18 protein-coding genes are annotated in these 25,173 nt (G+C 59.9%); 16 read left to right on the forward strand and 2 right to left on the reverse strand.

All coding sequences use genetic code 11. From position 1 onward, the window contains the following. The first annotated feature begins 316 nt into the window (after positions 1-316). Both thiI and typA read left to right on the forward strand, forming a co-directional pair. Entirely contained in the window at positions 317-1,771 is a 1,455-nt protein-coding gene (gene thiI, locus ACZRJ6_RS18415; RefSeq protein ID WP_463968984.1) for a tRNA uracil 4-sulfurtransferase ThiI, read from the forward strand. Positions 1,772-1,910: 139 nt separating this feature from the next. Continuing rightward, a complete protein-coding gene (gene typA / locus ACZRJ6_RS18420) occupies positions 1,911-3,731 on the forward strand; it encodes a translational GTPase TypA (RefSeq protein WP_463968985.1) in 1,821 nt (606 codons plus the stop codon). 114 nt (positions 3,732-3,845) lie between these two features. On the opposite strand, the gene ACZRJ6_RS18425 is transcribed toward typA, so the two are convergent. Beyond that, positions 3,846-4,280 carry a YkgJ family cysteine cluster protein gene (locus ACZRJ6_RS18425; RefSeq protein WP_133101268.1) on the reverse strand — a complete coding sequence of 145 codons (435 nt, stop codon included), beginning with the start codon at positions 4,278-4,280 and terminating at the stop codon, positions 3,846-3,848. 223 nt (positions 4,281-4,503) lie between these two features. Here ACZRJ6_RS18425 and ACZRJ6_RS18430 point away from each other — a divergent pair, with 223 nt between their 5' ends. The 6 genes from ACZRJ6_RS18430 to ACZRJ6_RS18455 all read left to right on the forward strand — a co-directional run bounded on the left by ACZRJ6_RS18430 (position 4,504) and on the right by ACZRJ6_RS18455 (position 14,095). Next, complete coding sequence (locus ACZRJ6_RS18430) at positions 4,504-6,954, forward strand: glycogen/starch/alpha-glucan phosphorylase (protein WP_463968986.1); 2,451 nt, start codon at positions 4,504-4,506, stop codon at positions 6,952-6,954. Between the two features lie 126 nt (positions 6,955-7,080). After that, on the forward strand, positions 7,081-10,617 hold the full coding sequence (locus tag ACZRJ6_RS18435) for a DUF2339 domain-containing protein (RefSeq protein ID WP_463968987.1): 3,537 nt from the start codon (positions 7,081-7,083) through the stop codon (positions 10,615-10,617). Positions 10,618-10,652: 35 nt separating this feature from the next. Next, a complete protein-coding gene (locus ACZRJ6_RS18440; protein WP_463969225.1) occupies positions 10,653-11,960 on the forward strand; it encodes a DUF3999 domain-containing protein in 1,308 nt (435 codons plus the stop codon). A 114-nt stretch (positions 11,961-12,074) separates the two neighbouring features. Further along, positions 12,075-13,085, forward strand: coding sequence for a class 1 fructose-bisphosphatase (locus ACZRJ6_RS18445; protein WP_463968988.1), 1,011 nt, complete (start codon positions 12,075-12,077; stop codon positions 13,083-13,085). Between the two features lie 155 nt (positions 13,086-13,240). Continuing rightward, complete coding sequence (locus tag ACZRJ6_RS18450) at positions 13,241-13,495, forward strand: hypothetical protein (protein ID WP_133101272.1); 255 nt, start codon at positions 13,241-13,243, stop codon at positions 13,493-13,495. A 30-nt stretch (positions 13,496-13,525) separates the two neighbouring features. Then, positions 13,526-14,095, forward strand: a complete 570-nt coding sequence (locus ACZRJ6_RS18455) for a lipocalin family protein (RefSeq protein WP_463968989.1) — start codon at positions 13,526-13,528, stop codon at positions 14,093-14,095. Positions 14,096-14,131: 36 nt separating this feature from the next. On the opposite strand, the gene ACZRJ6_RS18460 is transcribed toward ACZRJ6_RS18455, so the two are convergent. Beyond that, entirely contained in the window at positions 14,132-15,496 is a 1,365-nt protein-coding gene (locus ACZRJ6_RS18460) for a formimidoylglutamate deiminase (protein ID WP_463968990.1), read from the reverse strand. 146 nt (positions 15,497-15,642) lie between these two features. On the opposite strand from ACZRJ6_RS18460, the gene hutC reads away from it, so the two are divergent. The 8 genes from hutC (at position 15,643) to hutH (ACZRJ6_RS18500) (ending at position 25,072) form a co-directional block, all read left to right on the forward strand. After that, entirely contained in the window at positions 15,643-16,353 is a 711-nt protein-coding gene (gene hutC / locus ACZRJ6_RS18465) for a histidine utilization repressor (RefSeq protein WP_178114394.1), read from the forward strand. Further along, entirely contained in the window at positions 16,350-16,910 is a 561-nt protein-coding gene (locus ACZRJ6_RS18470; RefSeq protein WP_463968991.1) for a HutD/Ves family protein, read from the forward strand. Before hutC ends, ACZRJ6_RS18470 begins: the two co-directional genes overlap by 4 nt. A 350-nt stretch (positions 16,911-17,260) precedes the next feature. Next, positions 17,261-18,946, forward strand: a complete 1,686-nt coding sequence (hutU, locus tag ACZRJ6_RS18475) for a urocanate hydratase (RefSeq protein ID WP_149411294.1) — start codon at positions 17,261-17,263, stop codon at positions 18,944-18,946. 161 nt (positions 18,947-19,107) lie between these two features. After that, complete coding sequence (locus tag ACZRJ6_RS18480; RefSeq protein WP_463968992.1) at positions 19,108-20,076, forward strand: ABC transporter substrate-binding protein; 969 nt, start codon at positions 19,108-19,110, stop codon at positions 20,074-20,076. A gap of 71 nt (positions 20,077-20,147) precedes the next feature. Next, entirely contained in the window at positions 20,148-20,999 is an 852-nt protein-coding gene (locus ACZRJ6_RS18485; protein WP_350613967.1) for an ABC transporter permease, read from the forward strand. Further along, positions 20,996-21,820 (forward strand): quaternary amine ABC transporter ATP-binding protein, encoded by an 825-nt coding sequence (locus tag ACZRJ6_RS18490; RefSeq protein WP_463968993.1) that lies wholly within the window; start codon positions 20,996-20,998, stop codon positions 21,818-21,820. The genes ACZRJ6_RS18485 and ACZRJ6_RS18490 overlap by 4 nt, the downstream gene beginning before the upstream one ends. Positions 21,821-21,882: 62 nt before the next feature. Next, positions 21,883-23,406, forward strand: a complete 1,524-nt coding sequence (hutH, locus tag ACZRJ6_RS18495) for a histidine ammonia-lyase (RefSeq protein WP_463968994.1) — start codon at positions 21,883-21,885, stop codon at positions 23,404-23,406. A gap of 127 nt (positions 23,407-23,533) precedes the next feature. Next, entirely contained in the window at positions 23,534-25,072 is a 1,539-nt protein-coding gene (gene hutH, locus ACZRJ6_RS18500; protein WP_149411289.1) for a histidine ammonia-lyase, read from the forward strand. Positions 25,073-25,173 lie beyond the last annotated feature (101 nt).

The following is a 25,173-nucleotide window of genomic DNA, read 5'->3' on the forward strand; positions in this document are numbered from 1 at the left end:
CTTCGGGCTGGGTAGTGGAGTTAGCCCTTAAATGTGGGTGATGCCGGCGCGAATACTCTGCCAAGGCAACCTGCCTCACAAGAGAGCAAATTGCATGCCAGTGCCCCGCCATGGGTTTTTTGCCTTAAAAAGGCCCCTATAAAGGTGCAAAGGGCCAAAGCAGGGGAAATAACGCACCGCAATGTAGCGCATGAAATCACAAATGCCCCGATTTAGTGCGCGAAAAGCCGGCCGCATATTAACTGGTTAAACCTTGAGCGATTTCCGCTATAATCCGCGCCCCCCTTTTTCGGCTGGGCCTGCGCGCACTGTTTTCATGAAATTAATCGTTAAAGTCTTCCCTGAGATCATCATCAAGAGCCGACCGGTACGGATGCGTTTCATCCGTCAATTGGCCAAAAATATCCGTGCCGTGCTCCGCGATCTGGACCCGGCGGTGGTGGTGAGCGGTGTGTGGGACAATATCGAACTGGAAACCCGCATTACAGACCCCAAAGCCTTGAAGGACATGACCGAGCGCCTGAGCTGTGTGCCGGGCATCGCGCACTTCCTGCAGGTCGACGAGTACCCGCTTGGCGATTTCGACGACATCACGGCCAAGTGCAAGCAGCACTACGGCGATGTGTTGGCGGGCAAGGTTTTTTCCGTGCGTTGCAAGCGTGCTGGCAAGCACACCTTCAGCTCCATGGATATCGAGAAATACGTCGGCAGCCAGCTGCGTCGTCAGTGCGGCGCCGCCGGAATTTCCCTGAAAGAGCCGCAAATTGAAGTGCGGATGGAAATTCGCGACCAACGGTTGTTTGTGATTCACAGCCAGCACGACAGCATCGGCGGTTACCCGCTGGGCGCCCTGGAACAGACCCTGGTGTTGATGTCCGGCGGTTTCGATTCCACGGTGGCGGCCTACCAGATCATGCGGCGCGGGCTTATGAGCCACTTCTGCTTCTTTAACCTGGGCGGGCGTGCACACGAACTGGGCGTGATGGAAGTCGCGCATTACATCTGGAAAAAATACGGCAGCTCCCAGCGTGTGCTGTTTGTCAGCGTTCCTTTCGAGGAAGTCCTGGGAGAAATTCTCGGGAAAGTCGATAACAGTCATATGGGCGTAGTATTGAAGCGTATGATGTTGCGCGCTGCGTCCCGAATCGCGGATCGGCTGGAAATCGATGCACTGGTTACCGGTGAAGTGATTTCCCAGGTGTCCAGCCAGACCCTGCCGAACCTGTCGTTGATCGACTCTGTGACCGAGAAGCTGGTGTTGCGCCCGCTGATTGCCAGTCACAAGCAGGACATCATCGACTTGGCGACCCAGATTGGCACGGCGGATTTCGCCAAGCACATGCCGGAATACTGCGGGGTCATTTCGGTGAACCCCAAGACCCACGCCAAGCGCAACCGCGTGGAGTACGAAGAACAACAGTTTGACATGGCGATTCTCGAGCGTGCGCTTGAGAACGCTAAACTGGTGCCGATCGATCGCGTAATCGACGAGTTGGGCCAGGATTTGCAGATCGAAGAAGTCAGCGAGGCTCTAGCCGGTCAGATCGTCATCGACATCCGTCACCCGGATGCTGCTGAGGACGAGCCGCTGGAAATCGCTGGCATCGACGTACAAACGTTGCCGTTCTATGCATTGAACGCACGTTTCAAGGAACTGGATGACAGCCGTCAGTACCTGTTGTATTGCGACAAAGGCGTGATGAGTCGCCTGCATGCCCACCATTTGCTCAGTGAGGGGCATGCCAATGTGCGCGTTTATCGACCGAGCTAAGAGCCCGGGGCTGTTCGCCTGTGGTCTGCGTCACCGGCCCCCCGACTCTGCCGTCAAGCTGTAACGGCAAGGCCTGACTCTACTGTTAATCGCTGCCACGACCTGTCAGCACACCGAATCCTCTGATCGAGATACACAAGTGATCGAAAATCTACGCAACATCGCCATCATTGCTCACGTTGACCATGGTAAAACCACCCTGGTAGACAAACTCTTGCGTCAATCCGGCACCCTGGAGCGCAACGAGCTTAACGACGAGCGCGTGATGGACTCCAACGACCAGGAGAAAGAGCGCGGTATTACCATTTTGGCGAAAAACACCGCCATCAACTGGAACGGCTACCACATCAACATCGTGGACACCCCGGGCCACGCCGACTTCGGCGGCGAAGTTGAACGTGTAATGTCGATGGTTGACTCCGTTCTGCTGCTGGTTGACGCTCAAGACGGCCCTATGCCGCAAACCCGTTTCGTGACCAAGAAGGCTTTCGAAGCCGGCCTGCGTCCAATCGTGGTGATCAACAAGGTTGACCGTCCAGGCGCACGTCCGGACTGGGTTCTGGACCAGATCTTCGACCTGTTCGACAACCTCGGTGCTACCGAAGAACAGTTGGACTTCAAAGTCGTCTACGCCTCGGCCCTGAACGGCATTGCCGGTCTGGAACACACCGACATGGCTGAAGACATGACCCCGCTGTATCAGGCCATTGTTGACCACGTCCCGGCTCCACAAGTTGACCGTGACGGCCCGTTCCAGATGCAAATCTCGGCACTGGACTACAACAGCTTCCTGGGTGTTATCGGCGTTGGCCGTATCGCTCGTGGTCGCGTCAAGCCGAACACTCAAGTTGTGGCTATCGACATTGACGGCAAGCGCCGTAACGGTCGTATCCTGAAGTTGATGGGTCACCACGGTCTGCACCGTATCGACGTTGACGAAGCAGCTGCCGGCGACATCGTCTGCATCAGCGGCTTCGACCAGCTGTTCATCTCCGACACTCTGTGCGACCCACTGAATGTTGAAGCGATGAAGCCGCTGACCGTTGACGAACCAACCGTTTCGATGACCTTCCAGGTAAACGACTCACCTTTCTGCGGTAAAGAAGGCAAGTTCGTCACCAGCCGTAACATCAAGGAACGTCTGGACAAGGAACTGCTGTTCAACGTTGCTCTGCGCGTTGAAGAAGGCGACACCGCCGACAAGTTCAAAGTCTCCGGCCGTGGTGAGCTGCACCTCTCGGTACTGATCGAAACCATGCGTCGCGAAGGCTTCGAAATGGGTGTTGGTCGTCCGGAAGTGATCATCCGTCTGGTTGACGGCGTTAAGCACGAACCGTACGAAAACGTGACCATCGACCTGCCGGAAGAATCCCAGGGCGCGATCATGGAACAGATCGGTATCCGTAAAGGCGACCTGACCAACATGGTTCCGGATGGCAAGGGCCGTGTGCGCCTTGAGTACAACATCCCGGCTCGTGGCCTGATCGGTTTCCGTAACGAGTTCCTGACCCTGACCTCCGGTGCAGGCATCCTGACCTCGATCTTCGACCGTTACGACGTGATGAAGTCCGGCGACATGTCCGGCCGTCAAAACGGCGTGCTGGTTTCGGTTGCTACCGGTAAGGCTCTGACTTACTCGCTGGAAACCCTGCAAGCTCGCGGCAAACTGTTCCTGGGTCACGGCGAAGACGTGTACGAAGGTCAAATCGTCGGCATCAACAGCCGCGACAACGACCTGGGCGTTAACCCAACCAAAGGCAAGAAGCTCGACAACATGCGTGCTTCGGGTAAAGACGAAACCATCGCTCTGGTTCCGCCTATCCGCTTCACCCTGGAGCAGGCTCTGGAATTCGTTCAAGAAGACGAATTGTGCGAAGTCACTCCTAAGTCCATCCGTCTTCGCAAGAAGATCCTGGGCGAAAGCGAGCGTACCCGCGCTGCGAAGAAGTCCGGTAACTAAGTTATTTAGTTAGCTGGCAAAAAAAACGCCCCCGACCGCAAGGTCGGGGGCGTTTTTGTTTGTCTGGGCTTTATGGTCGGTGAATACCTTGCTCCCTCGCCACAAGGTATCGGTTTAGAACTTTTCCAGAACCCGAACCTTGGTATCGCGCACCACTTCCTTGGGCTTGTACGCACAATACCCAGGCCGCGGGCCAATCTTGGGGTGATTGCGGCAAGTATCCGGACGCTTGTCATAAATAGTACAAAAGCGGCTTTTACGATCCAGGTACAGGCAATCGTTATTGCTCATGCGCTGCAGGGTGAAGATCTCGGACTTCTGGTTATAGCGCTCGACGATCCCTTCCTTCTGCAAACGCTTGGCGATGTTCTTTGGCGGATCACCGCGCTCGAACTCATCGACGATGCCAATGCGGATCAAATCCTTGATCTTCACCTCAACTGGCAGCGTGCAGCAGCTGGACACGCAGCCGCCGCACATATGGCTGGAGTACTTCTGCCAAGTCTCGAGACGGTCGAGTTCGGCGGCGGCAATCAGTTGAGGCTTCATCAGGTTTCCAAGAGGGGCTTTGTCCGGGCGCGGGATCATACCGGGATTGGTGGTTTTTTGAACAATATTTCGAAGATTTCGGCTCAAAGGACGTTCGGGCACGGCCCCTGCATCCTTTTCGGTAAATGCGAATGAATGAAAAAACTGCCGAACCAGAGCGTCTGCGGTGGGTCAGACCGACTAGGCTCTAGCAACTCCTTCTATCTCGCCCGAGGTCGCATCAATGTCTCAGGAACCGCTTGTACGAGAAGCAGAGGTAGCCGCATTCCGCGATGCTGTCTTGACCAAACTCACCTACGCGGTGGGCAAGGACCCGGATCACGCGTTCGATCATGACTGGTTTGAAGCCATTGCCCTGGCTGCCCGGGACCATATGGTGGAACACTGGATGGACCACACCCGCAACATTTACCGCAAGGGCCAGAAACGGGTCTATTACCTCTCCCTCGAATTCCTTATCGGCCGCCTGCTCTACGATAGCCTGAGCAACCTCGGCCTGCTGGACGTGGCGCGCGAAGCGATGAGCGAGTTGGGTGTGGACATGGAGCGCATTCGCCTGCTGGAGCCCGATGCGGCCCTTGGCAACGGTGGTCTTGGCCGTCTGGCGGCGTGCTTTATGGAAAGCATGTCGACCTTGGGCATTGCTGGCCACGGTTATGGCATTCGTTATGAACACGGTTTGTTCCGCCAGGCGATTGTCGATGGCTGGCAGCAGGAGCAGACCGAGCGCTGGCTGGATTTCGGCAACCCTTGGGAGTTCGAGCGGGCGGAAGTGATTTACCCCATTGGTTTTGGTGGTGGCGTGGAAACGGTGCTGGACGCGTCCGGCAAGCCGATCCAGGTCTGGTCGCCCAATGAGACCGTGCGCGCGGTGGCCTACGACACGCCAGTGGTCGGCTGGCGTGGTGCCAGCGTCAACACCCTGAGGCTGTGGCGTGCGCGAGCGGTGGAAGATTTGCACCTTGAGCGCTTCAATGCGGGTGATCACCTGGGTGCTGTCGCTGAAGTGGCGCGGGCCGAAAGCATCTCACGAGTGCTCTACCCGGCAGACAGCACCGATGCGGGGCAGGAACTGCGCCTGCGCCAGGAATACTTTTTCGTCTCGGCCTCGCTGCAGGACCTGCTGCGCCGCCACAAGAACATGCACGGCTCGGTACTGAGCCTGGGCGAACACGCGGCGATCCAACTCAATGACACCCACCCGTCCATCGCCGTGGCCGAGTTGATGCGCCAACTGGTGGACTTGCACGACATAGCCTGGGATGCGGCCTGGCAGGTCACCGTCGAAACGCTGTCCTACACCAACCACACCTTGCTTCCCGAAGCCCTGGAAACCTGGCCAGTGGTCCTGATGGAACGCATGCTGCCTCGGCACATGCAGATCATTTACCTGATCAATGCCCAGCACATCGACTCGCTGCGGGCCAAGGGCATCCACGATTTCGACGTGCTACGCGCTGTCTCACTGATCGAAGAAGACAACGGCCGCCGCGTGCGCATGGGCAACCTGGCGTTCCTGGGTTCCCACAGCGTTAATGGCGTATCCGGTTTGCACACGCAATTGATGCGCAGCACGGTGTTTTCCGAGATGCACAAGCTTTACCCGGACCGGATCAACAACAAGACCAACGGCATCACCTTTCGCCGCTGGTTGTACCAGGCCAACCCCAAGCTCACGGCGATGTTGGTCGAGGCATTAGGCCCGGACATTCTCGACACTTGCGAGCAGCGCCTGGTGGAGTTGGAAACCTTCGCCGAGAAACAAGCGTTTCGCAAAGCCTTCGCCGAACAGCGTCTGCACAGTAAAAGGGCATTGGCCGACATCATTCATGAGCGCCTGGGGATTTCGGTCAACCCGGCGGCGATGTTCGATGTGCAGGTCAAACGCATCCACGAATACAAGCGCCAACTGTTGAACCTGCTGCACACCGTCGCTCTGTACCAGGCGATCCGTGCCGAGCCGGAAACCGACTGGGTGCCACGAGTGAAGATCTTCGCTGGCAAGGCGGCGGCCAGTTATCACCAGGCCAAGTTGATCATCAAACTGACCAACGACATCGCCCGTACCGTCAACAACGACCCGACCGTGCGCGGCCTGCTCAAGGTGGTGTTCCTGCCCAACTACAACGTCAGCCTGGCGGAAAGCATCATTCCCGCTGCCGACCTGTCGGAGCAGATATCCACCGCCGGCTTCGAGGCGTCGGGCACCAGTAACATGAAGTTCGGCCTCAACGGCGCGCTGACCATCGGCACGATGGATGGTGCCAACGTCGAGATGCACGAGCGTGTGGGTGCCGAACACATGTTTATCTTCGGCCTCAGCGCCCAGCAGGTAGAAGCGCGCAAACACGCCGGCGAGTTCAACGCAGGGCCGGAAATTGCCGCGTCTCATCGCTTGAACGATGTGCTGCAAGCGATTCGCGGCGGGGTGTTCTCGCCGGATGATCCGGGCCGTTATGCCGGCTTGATCGATTCTTTGATCGACTACGACCGCTTCCTGGTATGCGCCGACTTCGATTCCTATTGGGATGCTCAGGCGCGAGTCGAGGCTCATTGGCACGACTCCAAGGAATGGTGGCGCTCGGCGGTGCTTAATACCTCGCGGATGGGCTGGTTCTCATCCGACCGGACCATCAGGGAATACGCAACAGAGATCTGGAAAGCGTTGGACTAGGACGGCAGCCGTAAGCTTCAAGCCTTGAGCGACAAATTTGAAGCTTATAACTTGCGGCTTGCGGCTCCTCCCTCGATATACTAGGCGGCGGTTCCGCCCGCTCCGGGCTGCTTAGGGATATCGACCATGCAATGGATTTTCATGCTGATTGGCCTGGTGCTCGGCTGGACACTCGATGAGTCGTTCAGTGATGCGGGCATTGGTGCGCTGCTGGGTCTGGGCATTGGCCAGGCGATTCGCCTGTCGATGCTGGCTTCGCGCACCGACGAGCAGGGCCGTCAGTTGGAGACTGCCCAAAAGGCGTTGACGTCTCTGGAACAACGCCTGGCGCAGTTGGAAAAACCTGAGGCTGTGCTGGTCGCGCCCAGTGTATTGGTTGAACCCTCGATTTCCGAGCCGCCACCTTTGCCGACAGCTCCCGAGCTGGTCTGGGAACTGCCCATCGAGTTGGAGCCGGTCTATTCAGCGGCGGTTGAGCCAAGCCGTCCGTTGCCGGATGATGCCTGGAAACCTGCGCCGGCGACGCAACCTGCTGCGCCCGTCATCCCCCGTGGCCCCAACCTGATCGAGCGCGCCATCAGCGGCGCGCGCAGCTGGCTGTTTGGCGGCAATACGGTGCTGCGGGTCGGTGTGGTGTTGTTGTTCCTTGGCCTGGCCTTTTTGCTGCGCTACGCCACCGAAGGCATGGTCGTCCCGGTGGAGCTGCGCTACGCCGGGGTTGCCGCCTGTGCCGTGGGCCTGCTCGGTCTGGGTTGGTGGCTGCGGCTGCGCAACAGCAACTACGGGTTGATGCTGCAAGGCACCGGCATCGCCGTGTTGTACCTGACGGTGTTCGCCGCCATGCGTTTGCATCCGCTGCTCGATCCCGGTGCCGCCCTCGGTTTGCTGGTCGCGGTGACCGTGTTCTCGGCGATTCTGGCGATCACCCAGGACGCCCTCGGCCTGGCCTGCGCTGCTGCCCTTGGCGGGTTTGCCGCGCCGATCCTCACCTCGACCGGCGCCGGCAACCATGTGGCGTTGTTCAGCTACTTCGCCCTGCTCAACGCCGGCATCCTCGCCATTGCCTGGTTCAAGGCCTGGCGCTTGCTCAACCTGATTGGCTTTGTCGGCACCTTCGGCATTGGCTTCGCCTGGGGCATGCGCTCCTATACGCCTGAGCTGCTGTGGAGCACCGAACCGTTCCTGATTCTATTTTTCCTGATGTACCTGGCCATCGGCCTGTTGTTCGCCCGGCGCAAATTGCTGGAGATGACCGACGCTCCCGAGGATGAAAGCCGTGGCGCGTTGCTGCGTTGGTCGGCGGCCAAGGGTGACTATGTTGACGGCAGCATGCTATTTGGTCCGCCGCTGGTGGGCTTTGGCTTGCAGTTTGCGCTGGTGCAGCACCTGGAATTTGCCGCCGCTTTCAGTGCGTTGGCGTTGGGCATTATTTATATGGGGTTGGCGCGTCTGCTCAGCGGCGGCCGCGCCTTGCTGCTGGCGGAAACCTGCCTGGCGCTGGGGGTGATCTTTGCCAGCCTGGCGATTCCTCTCGGGCTGGATGCGCGTTGGACGGCAGCGGCTTGGGCTGTCGAAGGCGCTGGGATTTTCTGGCTCGGCTTGCGCCAGCAACGACCATTTGCGCGGGTGTTTGGCTTGCTGTTGCAGATCGGTTCGGCGCTGGCGTTCCTCAGTGAGCTACGGGTCGGCGACAACAGCCTGCTGGACGGTGCGCCATTGGGTGCATTGCTGTTGGGGGCGGCGTTGTTGTTCAGTTTCTATCAACTGCGCAAGGCCCCGTTGGAGCAGGCTTCAGGTTGGGAACGTCAAGGTTTGCCGGTACTGGCCAGTGTCGGCCTGGGCTTTGTGTATTTGCTCGCGCCACTGCTGCTGTCGACCCACGGCACTGCCATCAGTTGGGCGCTGGCCGGCCTGGTGACGTTGTTTGTCGGCCTACGCATCGGCTCGCGCACGTTCCTGTTCAGCGCATTTACCGTGCAACTGCTGGGCGGCGCACTGTTTTTGCTGCGTCTGCAAGGCGCCAGCGCAGACTCGGCGGCCGTGTTCAATGCCGGTTGGAGCGGATTACTCACGGCCTCGCTGATCGGCCTGGCCCTGGTGGGCGGCATGCTGCTGGCGGCGCGTGACGATATGGTGCGCAGCGATGTGCGTTTGTTGCGAGGCCTGTCGGTGGTGCTGTTGGCCGGATTGGTGCTGATCAATCTGGCGGTGCTATTTGTATTGCCATGGCAGACCGCCAGCGGCGTGTGGGCGGCTAGCGGTTTGTTGATCATCTGGTTGAGCCTGTACCTGCAACAGCGGGTCAGCTTTGTCTTCGGGCTGTTGCTGCAAGTGATTGGCGGTGGATCGTTTCTGTTGGCGGCGCCGGACCTGCTAGGGCCGTTGACCAGCGAAGGCTTGCGGCCTCTGGGACATAGCGGTTTCTGGACGCCGATGGTGTTGGGGCTGGCGGCGCTGGTGGGCGCCTGGCGTTTGCAGCGTGGCCTGCATGCGCCGGTGTTCGAGGCATTGAAGTTACAGCGCTTGTCGGACCTGCTGCTGGTGTGGGGTGCGGCCTGGTGGGCGTTGGCGCTGATCGGCGAAGTGCTGCGTTTCGCGCCGCTGGCGCTGCAAGGCACCTTGCTGTTGGCAGTAGCGGCGTTGAGCGTGGCGATCTGGGCGGTATTGGCCTTGCGTCTGCAATGGGCCTCGCTGGGATGGTTGTGCACGCTGCTGATTCCAGCGGCCGGCGTGGTGTTGCTGGCGTCCTGGCATTCGCGCTATCACCCGGCTGCGGATTTCGCCTGGCTTGCCTGGGGCGCGGTGTTCGCCGTGCACTTTGTCTCGCTGCGGCGCCTGGCGCTGACACTGCCGGAAAAAGCCCTGGGCGCGGCTCATGTGCTTGGCTGCTGGTTGCTGATCGGCGTGCTGGCGCTGGAGCTGCGTTACGGTCTGTTGCTGCTGTCCGAGCAGTACAACGCCTGGCGCTGGCTGGGTTGGGCGATCCTGCCGAGTTTGTATCTGGTGCTGGCCGCCGCGCCGCGCAGTTGGCCGTGGCCGGTGTCGGCTTATCCTCGCCAATACCGTTTCTACGCGGCGCTGCCTCTGGCGGTGCTGATGCTTGGCTGGTTCTGGCTGGCCAATATCTTCAGCGACGGGACTGCCGAGCCGCTGCCTTACGTGCCGTTGCTCAATCCGCTGGATTTGGGCCTGCTGTTTGCGCTGCTGGGCGTCTACCTGTGGGCACGCAGCGCGGTTCCACACATGGGACCGCGTGGCGAGCAGATTGCCCAGGGAATCGCTGGAGTCTCGCTGTTCGCCTTCTTCACCGCGCTGGTGATGCGCACCGCTCACCATTGGAGCGGTGTGCCGTTCCATCTGGATGTGTTGCTGGAGTCGATGCTGGTCCAGGCCGGCTTGTCGATTGTCTGGACCCTGATTGCCCTGAGCCTGATGATCGGCGGCCACCTGCGCCATCGCCGGGAAGTCTGGCTGATCGGCGCGGCGCTGATTGCCGTGGTGGTCGCCAAATTGTTCTTCGTCGAACTGAGCAACCGTGGCGGTCTGGCGCGGATCGTGTCGTTTATCGGTGTGGGTGGGCTGTTGCTGGTGGTGGGTTATTTCGCACCGCTGCCGCCCAAGCGCGCCGAACCTGTGATTGAAACTCAAGGAGCTTCCTCTTGATCGGTAAGTTGAGCGTGGCGGTATTGGGCCTGTGTATGACGTTATCCGCATGGGCTCGGGAAGCCCCCGCCGACTTCACCACCCAGGTGCCGCTAACCGTCAGCGGCGAAGGCCCATGGTATCGACTTGAATTACCGTTGGCAGTGCAACTGAGCGCCCGGCAGGTCGACCTCAGCGATGTGCGCGTATTCAACGCTGCCGGCGAACCCCAGGCCTACGCCTTGGCACGGGAGTCTGCGCAACGCAGCGAAAGTCGCAGCCTCACCAATGTGAAGTGGTTCCCGCTGTATGCCTTGGCCGATGCCAGCGAAACGGTGCCCAGCGTACGCGTGCAGTCGAGCGCCAGCGGCACTCTGGTGGAGGTGCAACCCGCGAGCCAGGTGGAAGCCGGCGAAGAAGTGCTACGCGGCTGGTTGCTCGACGCCAGTGCGATCAAGAGGCCGTTGCAGCAATTGATCCTCGACTGGACCAGCGAGCGCGACGGCTTTCAGCGTTTCAGCATCGAAGCCAGTGATGATTTGCAGCACTGGCAATCCTGGGGCGAAGGGCAGGTGGCACGGCTGGCGTTTGCCGACGAACGGGTCGAGCAGCATGAAGTCGGCTTGCCGGGGCAGTCGGCCCGCTATCTTCGGTTGTTGTGGAAAGGCCAGGCGGCGCCGACGTTGACGTCCGTCCAACTGCAAAGCACCAGCAGCCTGCCCTTGCCCTTGGTGTGGTCCCAGCCTCTGGCAGGCAACCGCCTGAAGACGGGCGAATACAGCTGGCAATTGCCCGCCGGGCTGAACGTTGAGCGCTTGCGTATTCAGCTGAGTCAGTCCAACAGCCTGGCGCCTGTGACCTTGTACGGACGCCGTGAAAGCAGTCAGGCCTGGCAGCCATTGAGCAGCGGCTTGCTCTACCGGCTGACGCAGAATAGCCAGGAAGTGGTGCAGGACGAGTTGCAGTTACCGGGGCAGACCGTTCAACAGCTCAAGCTTGAAGTGGACGAGCGGGGCGGTGGCCTGGGCGCTGAGGCGCCAGCATTGACCTTTGCGGTGAGGGCCACGCAATTGGTGTTCCTGGCGCGGGGCGAGCCGCCGTTTACCCTGGTGCTGGGCAACCCTTCAGTGAAAGCGGCCAACTTGCCGTTGTCGACGCTGATTCCCGATTACAGCGCAAAGCGCCTGGCCAGTTTGGGTCAGGCCAGGATGGTTGGGGAGCTGGTAGTCAACTCCACTGTCGCACCTGCGCCAACGGGGATGAACTGGAAGACGATAGGCTTATGGGCCGTGCTACTGCTGGGCGTGGCGGCTCTTGGGGCGATGGCCAACAGTTTGTTGCGCAAGCCGCCGGCCAAGTCTTGACGCAGGCCCTGCATGAACTCTATCGGCGTTATCTCGTCTGATAGGAGGAAATACGCCCCGACTCGCGCTAAACTGCGCGGGTTTTTAGCCCCCCCCCATTCTCCGGAGCCGTCCATGTCCCGCGTTACCCTGAGTCGCTATTTGATCGAGCAGACCCGCAGCAACAACACGCCTGCCGATCTGCGCTTCCTTATCGAAGTGGTGGCGCGTGCTTGCAAGGAAATCAGCCACGCCGTCTCCAAAGGCGCGCTGGACGGCGTCCTGGGCAGCATGGGCACTGAAAACGTACAAGGCGAAGTGCAGAAGAAGCTCGACGTGATTTCCAACGAAATCCTGCTTGAAGCCAACGAATGGGGTGGTCACCTGGCCGGCATGGCGTCCGAAGAAATGGACAATGCCTACCAGATTCCGGGCAAATACCCGAAAGGCGCCTACCTGCTGGTGTTCGACCCACTGGACGGCTCGTCGAACATTGACGTCAACGTGTCGGTCGGCACCATCTTCTCGGTACTGCGTTGCCCGAACGAATACCTGACCCAGAACGAAAACCTCAACGAAAAAGCCTTCCTGCAACCAGGCACCCAGCAAGTGTGTGCCGGTTACGCGATCTACGGCCCGCAGACCATGCTGGTGCTGACCCTGGGCGACGGCGTCAAAGGTTTCACCCTGGACCGCGAAATGGGCAGCTTCGTACTGACCCACGAAGACATCAAGATTCCGGAAGAGACCCAGGAATTCGCGATCAACATGTCCAACCAGCGTCATTGGGAAGCGCCGGTGCAGCGTTACGTCAAAGAACTGCTGGAAGGCGAAACCGGCCCGTTGAAGAAGGACTTCAACATGCGCTGGGTCGCCGCGATGGTCGCCGACGTACACCGTATCCTGACCCGTGGCGGCCTGTTTATGTACCCGCGCGACAGCCGCGAGCCGTCCAAGCCAGGCAAACTGCGCCTGATGTACGAAGCTAACCCGATGTCGTTCCTGGTCGAGCAGGCTGGTGGTGTCTCCACCGACGGCCATCAGCGTATTCTCGACATTCAGCCGGAGGGCCTGCACCAGCGTGTGGCGGTATTCCTCGGTTCGAAAGAAGAAGTGGAACGTGTGACCGGTTACCACAAGGACTGATTTTTTAAGGTCGGTTTTGAGCTAATAAAAAGCCCCGAAACGTTTCAGCGTTTTCGGGGCTTTTTTGTTTTCGCTTGTCGGGAACCAGACACCCCTTTTTCCTTCTAAGCTTCTGGCAGATACCCACGCTGCTTCGTCTCTCCAGGAGTTATTCCATGTCGTTACGCCGTCTCGCCCTGTTGTGTTTTTGCGTGCTGCTGGCCGCTTGCAGCAAGGTCACCCAGGAAAATTACGCGAAGCTGTCGGCAGGAATGCCCAAGGCCGAGGTGGAATCGCTGCTGGGTAAGCCGACTGATTGTTCCGGCGCGCTGGGCATGTCCAGCTGCACATGGGGCGACAAAAACAGCTTTATCAGCGTGCAATACGCCGGTGACAAAGTTCTGATGTTTTCCGGGCAAGGCCTGAAGTAAACCGGGGCGCAAGCCTGCGGGAGAAAAACAATGATGCGTTTTGTTCTATACCTCTGCGCCAGCCTGTTTTTGGCGGGCTGCGCCAGCCATTCTGGCGATGATCTGCAACCCAAGACCGTTGGCAGCGTCAACCTCAAGCGTTACCAGGGCACCTGGTATGAGCTGGCTCGATTGCCGATGTATTTCCAGCGCAACTGTGCGCAGTCTGAAGCCCGCTACTCCCTGCTGCCCGACGGCAACCTGGCGGTATATAACCGTTGCCTGACCGAAGACTGGAAGTGGGAAGAAGCCAAGGGCACAGCCACGCCGCAGGTCGAGGGCAAGACTGACAAGCTTTGGGTCGAATTCAATAACTGGTTTACCGCACTGCTACCGGGCATCGCCAAGGGTGATTACTGGGTGTTGTACATCAGCGATGACTACAAGACTGCCATCGTCGGTAGCCCGAGCCGGCGCTACATGTGGCTGCTGTCACGCACACCGACGGTCAGCGCCGAAACCCGTGAAGACCTGCTGAGCAGGGCACGGCAACAGGGTTACGACACCACCCGCTTGATCTGGCGCACATCGGACAAGCAGATGGCGAAGACTTCGCAGTAAATAAAAAAACGCCGCCTGATTCAGGCGGCGTTTTTTTCAGCCCAGTAAATCCCGCAAGACCTGGGTAAACGCCCGGCTGCTGTCTTCTTCGCCAGCATGACGCCCGTCGCGAATCACCCACTGGCCGTTGACCAGTACATCCCGCACCTGTCGATCACCGCCGGCAAACAACCAGCGATTGAGAATCGCGTCTTCATGAGCTGTCGCCAGGTACGGGTCGTTACCGTCCAGCACCAGCCAATCGGCACGTTTGCCGACTTGCAGTTTGCCAATCGGCTGCCCCAGTGCCTCGGCGCCGCCGTCCAGCGCGGCGTCGTAAAGCGTGCGGCCGACCATCGGTTGATCACTGCGGTACAGCCGGTTACGCCGCTGATCCCGAAGGCGCTGGCCATATTCCAGCCAACGCAATTCTTCCACTACGCTCAGCGAGACATGGCTGTCGGAGCCAATGCCCATGCGCCCACCCTGAGCGAGGAAGTCCACCGCCGGGAAAACCCCGTCGCCCAGGTTGGCTTCGGTAGTCAGGCACAAGCCGGCAATTGCCCGGCTCCGAGCCATCAATGTCACTTCTTCCGGATTGGCGTGGGTCGCGTGTACCAGGCACCAGCGTTGATCAACTTCGGTGTTTTCATACAGCCATTGCAGAGGGCGGCGCCCGCTCCAGCTCAGGCAGTCGTCGACTTCCTTCTGCTGTTCGGCGATGTGGATATGCACCGGGCACGCCTTGTTGCTGGCGGCCAATACGTCGCTGATTTGTTGTGGCGTTACCGCACGCAACGAGTGGAAGCACAGGCCCAGGTGCTGCGCCGGTTGTGCCGCCAGCTGCGATTGCAGGCGCGCTTGCAGCTGCAGGTAATTCTCGGTGCTGTTGATAAAACGACGCTGGCCTTCATTGGGCGCCTGGCCGCCAAAACCGGAATGGCTGTACAGCACCGGCAGCAAGGTCAGGCCGATGCCCGCGCTTGCCGCCGCCTGGCTGATCTGCAGCGCCAGTTCAGCCGGGTCGGCGTAGGGCCGGCCGTCGACATCGTGGTGGACGTAATGAAATTCGGCCACCGAGGTGTAACCGGCCTTGAGCATCTCGATATACAACTGGCGGGCGATGATCTGCAACTGATCGGGGCTGATCTTGCCGACCATCCGATACATCAGGTCGCGCCAGGTCCAGAAGCTGTCATTGGGGTTGCCGGCCACTTCTGCCAGCCCGGCCATGGCCCGCTGGAACGCATGGGAATGCAGGTTCGGCATGCCCGGCAACAGCGGGCCTCTGAGCCGCTCGGCGCCGTCCGCGCTGGCGTTGGCCTCAACTTTTGTCAGCAGGCCATCGGCGCTGACTTCAAGACGTACATCATTGGCCCATCCATTAGGCAGCAGCGCGCGTTCGGCAAAGAAAGCGGACATGGTTCAAGCACCCCATCGTGTGTTATTTGTATATACATATACAGACGTTTGCCTGCTCGGTAAACTCCGGCAAGCTAGGCTTCTTTTTTCACCTGCAAGGATTTCCTGTGCCGACTCCGCCCGCCAAGTCTCCGCTGGCTGCCCACATGGACGAAAGTCCGGCGCCCTTGTATGCCCGCGTCAAGCAGATGATCAGCCAACAGATCCTCAGCGGAAACTGGCCGCCGCACTACCGCGTTCCGTCTGAAAGCGAACTGGTGAGCCAATTGGGTTTCAGCCGCATGACCATCAACCGTGCCCTGCGGGAAATGACCGTCGAAGGCCTGCTGGTGCGCATGCAGGGCGTCGGCACCTTTGTCGCCGAGCCCAAGAGCCAGTCGGCGTTGTTTGAAGTGCACAACATTGCCGATGAAATCGCCTCCCGCGGCCACCGCCACACCTGCAAGGTCATCACCTTGGGCGAAGAGGCCGCCGGTTCCGAACGCGCCGTGGCCCTGGACATGCGCGAAGGGCAGAAGGTCTTCCACTCGCTGATCGTGCATTACGAAAACGATATTCCGGTGCAAATCGAAGATCGTTTCGTCAACGCCCAGGTGGCGCCGGACTACCTGGCCCAGGATTTCACCTTGCAAACCCCTTACGCGTACCTCAACCAGGTGGCGCCGCTGACCGAAGGCGAGCACGTGGTCGAAGCGATCCTCGCTGACGCCCAGGAATGCAAGCTGCTGCAGATCGAAGCTGGCGAGCCGTGCCTGCTGATCCGCCGTCGCACCTGGTCCGGCCGCCAGCCGGTGACCGCCGCCCGTTTGATCCACCCCGGCTCCCGTCACCGCCTGGAAGGACGTTTCAGTAAATGAGTTCGATGAAAGTCTGGCGCGCCACTGATTACGTACGCATGCCGTGGAAGAACGGCGGCGGTAGCACCGAAGAGATCACCCGTGATGCGGGTGAGGGTCTGGACGGTTTTGGCTGGCGCCTGTCGATTGCCGATATCGGTGAGTCGGGCGGGTTCTCCACCTTTTCCGGGTATCAGCGGATCATTACGGTGCTGCAAGGAGCGGGCATGGTGCTGACGGTGGATGGCCAGGATACGCGTGGGTTGTTACCGCTTGATCCGTTCCCGTTCAAGGGTGAAAGCCAGGTGTCCTGCAAGTTGGTGGGCGGGCCGATCCGCGATTTCAACCTGATCTATTCACCGCAGCGCTATCAGGCGCGGTTGCAGTGGATGGATGGGGCGCAGCGCTTCTTTAGTGAGGCGCAGACCGTGCTGGTGTTCAGTGTGGCGGATGAAGTGGCGGTGCTTGGTGAAGTGTTGGGCCGTCACGATTGCCTGCAATTGGACGGTAACGCTGGCCTGTTGGACGTCAGCGTCGCCGGCCGCTGCTGCGTCATCGAACTGACTGCACGCGGTTAAAAATGTGGGAGCGAGCAAGCCCGCTCCCACATTTGGTTTCTGTTGGTCTCTCGATCTGTTTCCAGGCTCCGCACCAACTTGTTACCGAATGCCCCAGCATGGCGCAAAAGCCTGCCTGAGTGACAAGCCTCCCTCGCCGTAAAAGCCCTCTGAAAGAAAATTCATCAAGCCGCGAAGCCTTGTTTTCAAAGGCTTTCACCGCTGTCCGAAAAAATCTACAACCCTCCCCATCCAAGTTGGCCGCTTGATTGCATATGCTTGTATGTACAAGTAAAGATGTGTGCGTAAGAGTCCATGAGCATCCTCTTCGCACCAATCATGTTCGCGCATTGATCGTTGAGGAGTTTTTCGTGACTGATTTTTCCGAGGCTAAGCCTACAAAGTACCGTGACGTCGAAATCCGCGCTGCTCGCGGTAACACGCTCACCGCCAAAAGCTGGCTGACCGAAGCGCCGCTGCGCATGCTGATGAATAACCTCGACCCGCAAGTGGCCGAAAACCCGAAAGAGCTGGTGGTATACGGCGGCATCGGCCGTGCGGCGCGCAACTGGGAATGCTACGACCAGATCGTCGAAAGCCTGACCAACCTCAATGACGACGAAACCCTGCTGGTGCAATCCGGCAAACCGGTTGGCGTATTCAAGACCCACAGCAACGCCCCACGCGTACTGATCGCCAACTCCAACCTGGTGCCGCACTGGGCCAGTTGGGAACACTTCAACGAACTGGATGCCAAGGGCCTGGCCATGTACGGCCAGATGACCGCGGGCAGCTGGATCTACATCGGCAGCCAGGGCATCGTCCAGGGCACTTACGAAACCTTCGTCGAAGCCGGTCGCCAGCATTATAACAATGACCTCAAGGGTCGTTGGGTTCTGACCGCAGGCCTTGGTGGCATGGGCGGCGCTCAGCCTTTGGCCGCAACCCTGGCCGGCGCTTGTTCGCTGAACATTGAATGCCAGCAGGTCAGCATCGATTTTCGTTTGAACAGCCGCTATGTCGACGAGCAAGCCACTGACCTCGACGACGCTCTGGCCCGTATCGCCAAATACACCAAGGAAGGCAAGGCAATTTCCATCGCTTTGCTCGGCAACGCGGCTGAAATTCTGCCGGAGTTGGTCAAGCGTGGCGTGCGTCCAGACATGGTTACCGACCAGACCAGCGCCCACGATCCGCTCAACGGTTACCTGCCGGCTGGCTGGACCTGGGACGAATACCGCGCTCGCGCCAAGACCGAACCTGCTGCTGTGATCAAAGCCGCCAAGCAATCGATGGCCGTGCACGTTAAAGCGATGTTGGATTTCCAGAAAATGGGCGTACCGACTTTCGACTACGGCAACAACATCCGTCAGATGGCGCAAGAAGAAGGCGTGGAAAACGCTTTCGACTTCCCGGGTTTTGTACCGGCTTACATCCGTCCGCTGTTCTGCCGTGGTATCGGCCCGTTCCGTTGGGCTGCACTGTCGGGTGATCCGCAAGATATCTACAAAACCGATGCCAAAGTAAAAGAGCTGATCCCTGACGACGCCCACCTGCACAACTGGTTGGACATGGCCCGCGAGCGCATTGCGTTCCAGGGGCTGCCGGCGCGTATCTGCTGGGTTGGCCTGGGCCAGCGTGCCAAGTTGGGTCTGGCATTCAACGAAATGGTGCGCAGCGGTGAGCTGTCGGCGCCTGTCGTAATCGGTCGCGACCACCTGGACTCTGGCTCGGTCGCAAGCCCGAACCGTGAAACCGAATCCATGCAGGACGGTTCCGACGCCGTGTCCGACTGGCCACTGCTCAACGCCTTGCTCAACACCGCCAGCGGTGCGACCTGGGTCTCGCTGCACCACGGCGGCGGCGTCGGCATGGGCTTCTCCCAGCACTCGGGGATGGTGATTGTTTGCGACGGTACCGATGAAGCGGCTGAGCGTATTGCCCGCGTGCTGCACAACGACCCGGCCACCGGGGTGATGCGTCACGCCGACGCTGGTTACCAGATCGCTATTGATTGCGCCAAGGAGCAGGGCCTGAACCTGCCGATGATCAAGTAACCAAAGTGGCACAGCCCGTTTTCTGAACGCTTGATCCTGCCGGTAGAGCAGGGCGCTGCACCAACAACAAGCGGGCTGCTGGCACAAGCCTGATGGGACGTGGACAAGGCAGGATGCCTTTTGACTGCCGTAATCCATTTCATGATTGGGAGCGTCACACAATGAAAATGAATAAGACCCTGCTGGCCACGTTGTTCGCCACAGGCTTGCTGGCCAGCGCTGGTGCTACTCAGGCAGCAGGCTGGTGCGAGTCAGGCAAGCCGGTGAAATTCGCCGGCCTGAACTGGGAAAGCGGCATGTTGCTGACCGATGTCCTGCAAATCGTCCTGGAGAAAGGCTACGACTGCAAAACCGATAGCCTGCCGGGCAACTCCATCACCATGGAAAACGCCCTCGGCAGCAATGACATCCAGGTCTTCGCTGAGGAGTGGGTAGGCCGCAGCGAAGTCTGGAACAAGGCCGAGAAGGCCGGCAAAGTCGTCGGCGTCGGCGCTCCGGTAGTGGGCGCCATTGAAGGCTGGTACGTGCCGCGTTATGTGATCGAAGGCGACGCCAAACGCAAGCTCGAAGCCAAGGCGCCAGACCTGAAAACCATCGCCGACCTGGCCAAGTATTCCGCCGTGTTCAAGGACCAGGAAGAGCCGGCCAAGGGCCGCTTCTACAACTGTCCGGCCGGCTGGACCTGCGAGCTGGATAACAGCGAAATGCTCAAAAGCTACGGGCTGGAAAGCACCTACACCAACTTCCGCCCAGGCACAGGCCCGGCGCTGGATGCGGCGGTTTTGTCCAGCTACAAGCGTGGCGAGCCGATCCTGTTCTACTACTGGTCGCCTACCCCGCTCATGGGTCAGGTGGATCTGGTGAAGCTGGAAGAAAAACCCGGTGTGGATAAAAGCGTGACCATCAAGGTAGGCCTGTCCAAGGTGTTCCACGAGCAAGCGCCGGAATTGGTAGCGGTACTGGAGAAGGTCAATCTGCCGATCGACCTGCTCAACCAGAACCTGGCTCGTATGACTAAAGAGCGAATCGAATCGCCAAAACTGGCGAAAATTTTCCTCAAGGAACACCCTGAAATCTGGCACGCATGGGTGAGCGACGACGCAGCCAAGAAAATCGACGCGGCCTTGTAGGTTGAGCGTTCCCGGTTGCCCCAACAGGCAATCGGGCGGCCGGCCACAACCCACTGGATCGAGAGCACGCTATGTTTCCTGAGAGTTTTACGTTTTCCATCGCTGACTGGGTCAACGGTTGGGTTGATTCGCTGGTGACCAACTACGGTGATGTGTTCCGGCAGATCTCCGACACCTTGTTATGGGCCATCGTCAACCTGGAAGGGTTGCTGCGCGCGGCGCCCTGGTGGTTGATGCTGGCGATTGTCGGCGGCATTGCCTGGCACGCCACCCGCAAGGTGGTAATGACTGCGGTGATCGTCGGCCTGCTGTTTTTGGTGGGCGCGGTCGGGCTGTGGGACAAACTGATGCAAACCCTGGCGCTGATGATGGTGGCCACGGTGATCTCGGTGTTGATCGGCATCCCTCTGGGGATTCTCTCGGCCCGCAGCAATCGCCTGCGTTCGGTGTTGATGCCGCTGCTGGACATCATGCAAACCATGCCCAGCTTCGTGTACCTGATTCCGGTGCTGATGCTGTTCGGCCTGGGCAAGGTCCCGGCGATTTTCGCCACGGTGATTTACGCCGCACCGCCGCTGATTCGCCTGACCGACCTGGGCATTCGCCAGGTCGATGGCGAAGTCATGGAAGCCATCAACGCCTTTGGTGCAAACCGCTGGCAGCAACTGTTTGGCGTGCAATTGCCCCTGGCCCTGCCGAGCATCATGGCCGGGATCAACCAGACCACCATGATGGCCTTGTCGATGGTGGTGATCGCCTCGATGATCGGCGCTCGTGGCTTGGGTGAAGACGTGCTGGTGGGCATCCAGACCCTCAACGTTGGGCGCGGCCTTGAAGCCGGTCTGGCGATCGTGATTCTCGCAGTGGTCATCGACCGCATCACCCAGGCCTATGGTCGTCCACGGCATGAGGCGAGCAAATGACTACCGTCAGCAAGATTGAAGTCAAAAACGTATTCAAGATCTTCGGTTCCCGTTACAAGGAAGCGCTGGCTCTTATCGGCCAGGGCAAGACCAAGGACCAGGTATTGGCCGAGACCGGTTGCGTGGTGGGTGTGAACGACCTGTCGCTGAGCATCAACACTGGCGAGATCTTCGTGATCATGGGCCTATCGGGCTCCGGCAAGTCGACCCTGGTACGCCACTTCAACCGCTTGATCGACCCTACCAGTGGCGCGATCCTGGTGGACGGCGAAGACATCCTGCAACTGGACATGGAAGCCCTGCGCCAATTTCGTCGGCACAAGATCAGCATGGTGTTCCAGAGCTTCGGCCTGCTGCCCCACAAGAGCGTGCTGGACAACGTCGCCTACGGTTTGAAAGTGCGCGGCGAGACCAAGCAAGTGTGTGCCGAACGGGCGCTGCACTGGATCGAAATCGTGGGCCTCAAGGGCTACGAGAACAAGTATCCGCACCAGCTATCCGGCGGCATGCGCCAACGGGTGGGCCTGGCCCGCGCACTGGCGGCCGACACCGACATCATCCTGATGGACGAAGCCTTCAGCGCCCTCGACCCGCTGATCCGCGCCGAGATGCAGGACCAGTTGCTGGAACTGCAAAAGACCCTGCACAAGACCATCGTTTTCATCACCCACGACCTTGACGAGGCCGTACGCATCGGCAACCGCATTGCGATCCTCAAGGACGGCAAGCTGATCCAGGTCGGCACGCCCAGGGAGATCCTGCATTCGCCGGCGGATGAGTATGTGGATCGGTTTGTTAAACGGCGGGCGGCGGTGGTTTGATCCGGAATGTGTGGTGAACCAGGGTTAGTCATAAATTCAAGATTTGTATGAAGAGGTCAACGATGTCCCAGGTTGAAAAAGTCATCATCGCCGACACCCCATTGCGCTGGCAGGACGTGGTCGCCGTGGCCCGCCACGGTGCTGTCCTCGAACTGTCGGGCCAGGCCTGGGCGCGGATCGATAATGCCCAGGCCATCGTCCAGCGCATCGTCAGCAGTGGCGAACGGGCCTATGGCGTCAATACCGGCCTGGGCGCCTTGTGCAATGTTTCCCTCAAAGGCGAGCAACTGAGCCAACTGTCGCGCAACACCTTGCTCAGCCACGCCTGTGGCGTCGGTGCGCCGCTGAGCAACGAGCAAACCCGCGCGATCATCTGCGCCGCCATTATCAACTACAGCCAGGGCAAGTCTGGCCTACATCCGCAGGTGGTGCATTCGCTGCTGGCCCTGCTCAACCACGGTATCACCCCGCAAGTGCCGTCCCAGGGTTCGGTGGGTTACCTCACCCACATGGCCCATATCAGCATCGCCTTGCTCGGGATCGGCAACGTCAGCTACCGGGGCCAGATCGTCTCGGCGCACGAGGCCCTGGCCGCCGAAGGTTTGCCGCCGGTGGTGCTGGGTGCCAAGGACGGGTTGTGCCTGGTCAACGGCACGCCGTGCATGAGCGGCCTGAGCTGCCTGGCCCTGGCCGATGCCCATCGCCTGCTGCAATGGGCCGACGTGATTGGCGCCATGAGCTTCGAGGCGCAGCGCGGTCAGATCGACGCGTTCGACGAAGAAATCATCGCCCTCAAGCCGCATCCGGGCATGCAGCAAGTGGGCAGCAACCTGCGGGCACTGCTGGACGGCAGTGAAGTGATCGCTGCAAGCAAAGGCATTCGCACCCAGGATGCCTTGAGCATTCGCTCGATTCCCCAGGTCCACGGTGCGGCGCGCGATCAACTGGAACACGCCACACGGCAGATCGAAACCGAACTCAACGGCGCCACCGACAACCCATTGCTGCTCGGCACTTCGGACAACTACCGCGTGGTGTCCCAGGCCAATCCCCATGGTCAATCGGTGGCACTGGCAGCGGACATGCTGGCCATCGCCCTGGCAGAGATCGGCTCCATCGCCGAGCGTCGCCTTGATCGCCTGATCAACCCCCACGTCAGCGGGCTGCCGGCGTTCCTGGTGAGCAACCCCGGCGTCAATTCGGGGATGATGATCGTGCAGTACGTCGCCGCGTCCCTCTGCGGGCAAAACCGCCAACTGGCGCAACCGGCGGTGCTCGACAACTTCGTCACCTCCGGCTTGCAGGAAGATCACCTGAGCATGGGCACCAACGCCGCGCTGAAGTTGCACCAAGTGCTGGAAAACGTCACCCAGATCCTCGCCATCGAGTACCTGCTGGCGGCCCAGGCTTTCGAATTTCTCCAGGAGCAACGCTTCGGCGCAGGCACCCACACCGCCTGGCGCCTGCTGCGCGAACAGGTCCCGGCCTACGACCAGGACCGCTGGCTGGCGCCGGACATCACGGCGGCCGCAACGCTGCTCAAGAACGCCGACTTGCTGCACAACGCACTACCGAATTTGCACTGAGCAGATTTGTAATAAAAAATCCCAACAATAACCAGCGTGCCAAGCCGTCAGTCATCTAAAAGAGGACAACGGCGGATAACGGAAGCATCCGGAGCGACTGGTAGTTAACAACACTCTCAAAAGGAGCATGAATGTGACTGCGCTAAACCTGATTCCAGGCCAACTGAGCCTTGCCCAACTGCGTGACATCTACCAGCAGCCGGTAACCCTCACCCTGGATGACAGCGCCTCGGCCCAGATCGAAGCCAGCGTCGCCTGTGTGGAGCAGATTCTTGCCGAGAACCGCACCGCTTATGGCATCAACACCGGTTTTGGCCTGCTGGCCTCCACCCGTATCGCCAGTGAAGACCTGGAAAACCTCCAGCGCTCACTGGTGCTGTCCCACGCCGCCGGCGTGGGTAAGCCCATCAGTGATGCGTTGGTGCGGTTAGTCATGGTGCTCAAGGTCAACAGCCTGAGCCGGGGTTTCTCCGGGATTCGCCGGCAGGTGATCGACGCGTTGATCGCCCTGATCAATGCCGAGGTTTACCCGCACATTCCACTGAAAGGCTCGGTGGGTGCCTCCGGTGACTTGGCGCCATTGGCGCACATGTCCCTGGTACTGCTTGGCGAAGGCAAGGCTCGTTACAAAGGCGAATGGCTGGAGGCGACGCAAGCGCTGAAAGTCGCTGGTCTGACCCCGCTGACCCTGGCTGCGAAAGAAGGCTTGGCGCTGCTTAACGGTACCCAGGTTTCCACTGCTTATGCCTTGCGCGGCCTGTTTGAGGGCGAAGACCTGTTCGCCGGTGCCCTGGCCTGTGGCGGTCTGACGGTGGAAGCGGTGCTGGGCTCGCGCTCTCCGTTTGACGCGCGCATTCATGCCGCTCGCGGTCAGCGCGGCCAGATCGATTCGGCTGCCGCCTATCGTGATCTGTTGGGGGAGAGCAGCGAAGTCTCGCAATCCCACCAGAACTGCGACAAGGTCCAGGACCCGTACTCCCTGCGGTGCCAGCCGCAAGTCATGGGCGCCTGCCTGACCCAACTCCGCCAGGCGGCAGAGGTGTTGGTGGTCGAAGCCAACGCCGTGTCCGATAACCCGTTGGTGTTCGCCGCTGAAGGCGACGTGATTTCCGGCGGCAACTTCCACGCCGAGCCGGTGGCCATGGCCGCTGACAACATGGCTTTGGCCATCGCTGAAATCGGCTCCCTGAGCGAGCGCCGCATCTCGTTGATGATGGACAAGCACATGTCGCAACTGCCGCCGTTTTTGGTGGCCAACGGTGGTGTTAACTCCGGCTTTATGATCGCCCAAGTAACTGCAGCGGCCCTGGCCAGTGAGAACAAGGCGCTGGCCCATCCTCATAGCGTCGACAGCTTGCCGACGTCCGCCAACCAGGAAGACCACGTCTCCATGGCCCCGGCTGCGGGCAAGCGCCTGTGGGAAATGGCCGAGAACGTGCGCGGCATTCTCGCTGTGGAATGGCTGGCGGCCTGCCAGGGGCTGGATCTGCGCGACGGCCTGAAAACCTCGCCGAAGCTGGAAAAAGCCCGTGGCATCCTGCGCGGCAAAGTACCGTTCTATGAGAAGGACCGCTTCTTTGCACCGGACATCAACGCCGCCACAGAGTTGCTGGCCACGCGCTGCCTGAATGAGTTGGTACCGGCGAAGCTGTTGCCGAGCCTGTAACCCGCAATACCCCCTGTAGGAGCGAGCTTGCTCGCGATGGACGTTAACGATGACGCGGGGAGCCAGAAGAAACGCGGTGTCCTTGGGTTCTTCGCGAGCAA

The organism is Pseudomonas sp. C321 (assembly GCF_055407105.1).

Coding starts and splice junctions, on each gene's coding strand:
- ACZRJ6_RS18435 (WP_463968987.1), top strand. CDS start 7,081: ATGCAATGGATTTTCATGCTGATTGGCCTGGTGCTCGGCTGGACACTC.
- hutH (WP_463968994.1), top strand. CDS start 21,883: ATGTCCCAGGTTGAAAAAGTCATCATCGCCGACACCCCATTGCGCTGG.
- hutC (WP_178114394.1), top strand. CDS start 15,643: ATGGACGAAAGTCCGGCGCCCTTGTATGCCCGCGTCAAGCAGATGATC.
- ACZRJ6_RS18430 (WP_463968986.1), top strand. CDS start 4,504: ATGTCTCAGGAACCGCTTGTACGAGAAGCAGAGGTAGCCGCATTCCGC.
- ACZRJ6_RS18460 (WP_463968990.1), bottom strand. CDS start 15,496: ATGTCCGCTTTCTTTGCCGAACGCGCGCTGCTGCCTAATGGATGGGCC.
- ACZRJ6_RS18490 (WP_463968993.1), top strand. CDS start 20,996: ATGACTACCGTCAGCAAGATTGAAGTCAAAAACGTATTCAAGATCTTC.
- hutH (WP_149411289.1), top strand. CDS start 23,534: ATGAATGTGACTGCGCTAAACCTGATTCCAGGCCAACTGAGCCTTGCC.
- ACZRJ6_RS18455 (WP_463968989.1), top strand. CDS start 13,526: ATGATGCGTTTTGTTCTATACCTCTGCGCCAGCCTGTTTTTGGCGGGC.
- thiI (WP_463968984.1), top strand. CDS start 317: ATGAAATTAATCGTTAAAGTCTTCCCTGAGATCATCATCAAGAGCCGA.
- ACZRJ6_RS18445 (WP_463968988.1), top strand. CDS start 12,075: ATGTCCCGCGTTACCCTGAGTCGCTATTTGATCGAGCAGACCCGCAGC.
- ACZRJ6_RS18440 (WP_463969225.1), top strand. CDS start 10,653: ATGACGTTATCCGCATGGGCTCGGGAAGCCCCCGCCGACTTCACCACC.
- ACZRJ6_RS18470 (WP_463968991.1), top strand. CDS start 16,350: ATGAGTTCGATGAAAGTCTGGCGCGCCACTGATTACGTACGCATGCCG.
- ACZRJ6_RS18480 (WP_463968992.1), top strand. CDS start 19,108: ATGAAAATGAATAAGACCCTGCTGGCCACGTTGTTCGCCACAGGCTTG.
- ACZRJ6_RS18425 (WP_133101268.1), bottom strand. CDS start 4,280: ATGAAGCCTCAACTGATTGCCGCCGCCGAACTCGACCGTCTCGAGACT.
- ACZRJ6_RS18485 (WP_350613967.1), top strand. CDS start 20,148: ATGTTTCCTGAGAGTTTTACGTTTTCCATCGCTGACTGGGTCAACGGT.
- ACZRJ6_RS18450 (WP_133101272.1), top strand. CDS start 13,241: ATGTCGTTACGCCGTCTCGCCCTGTTGTGTTTTTGCGTGCTGCTGGCC.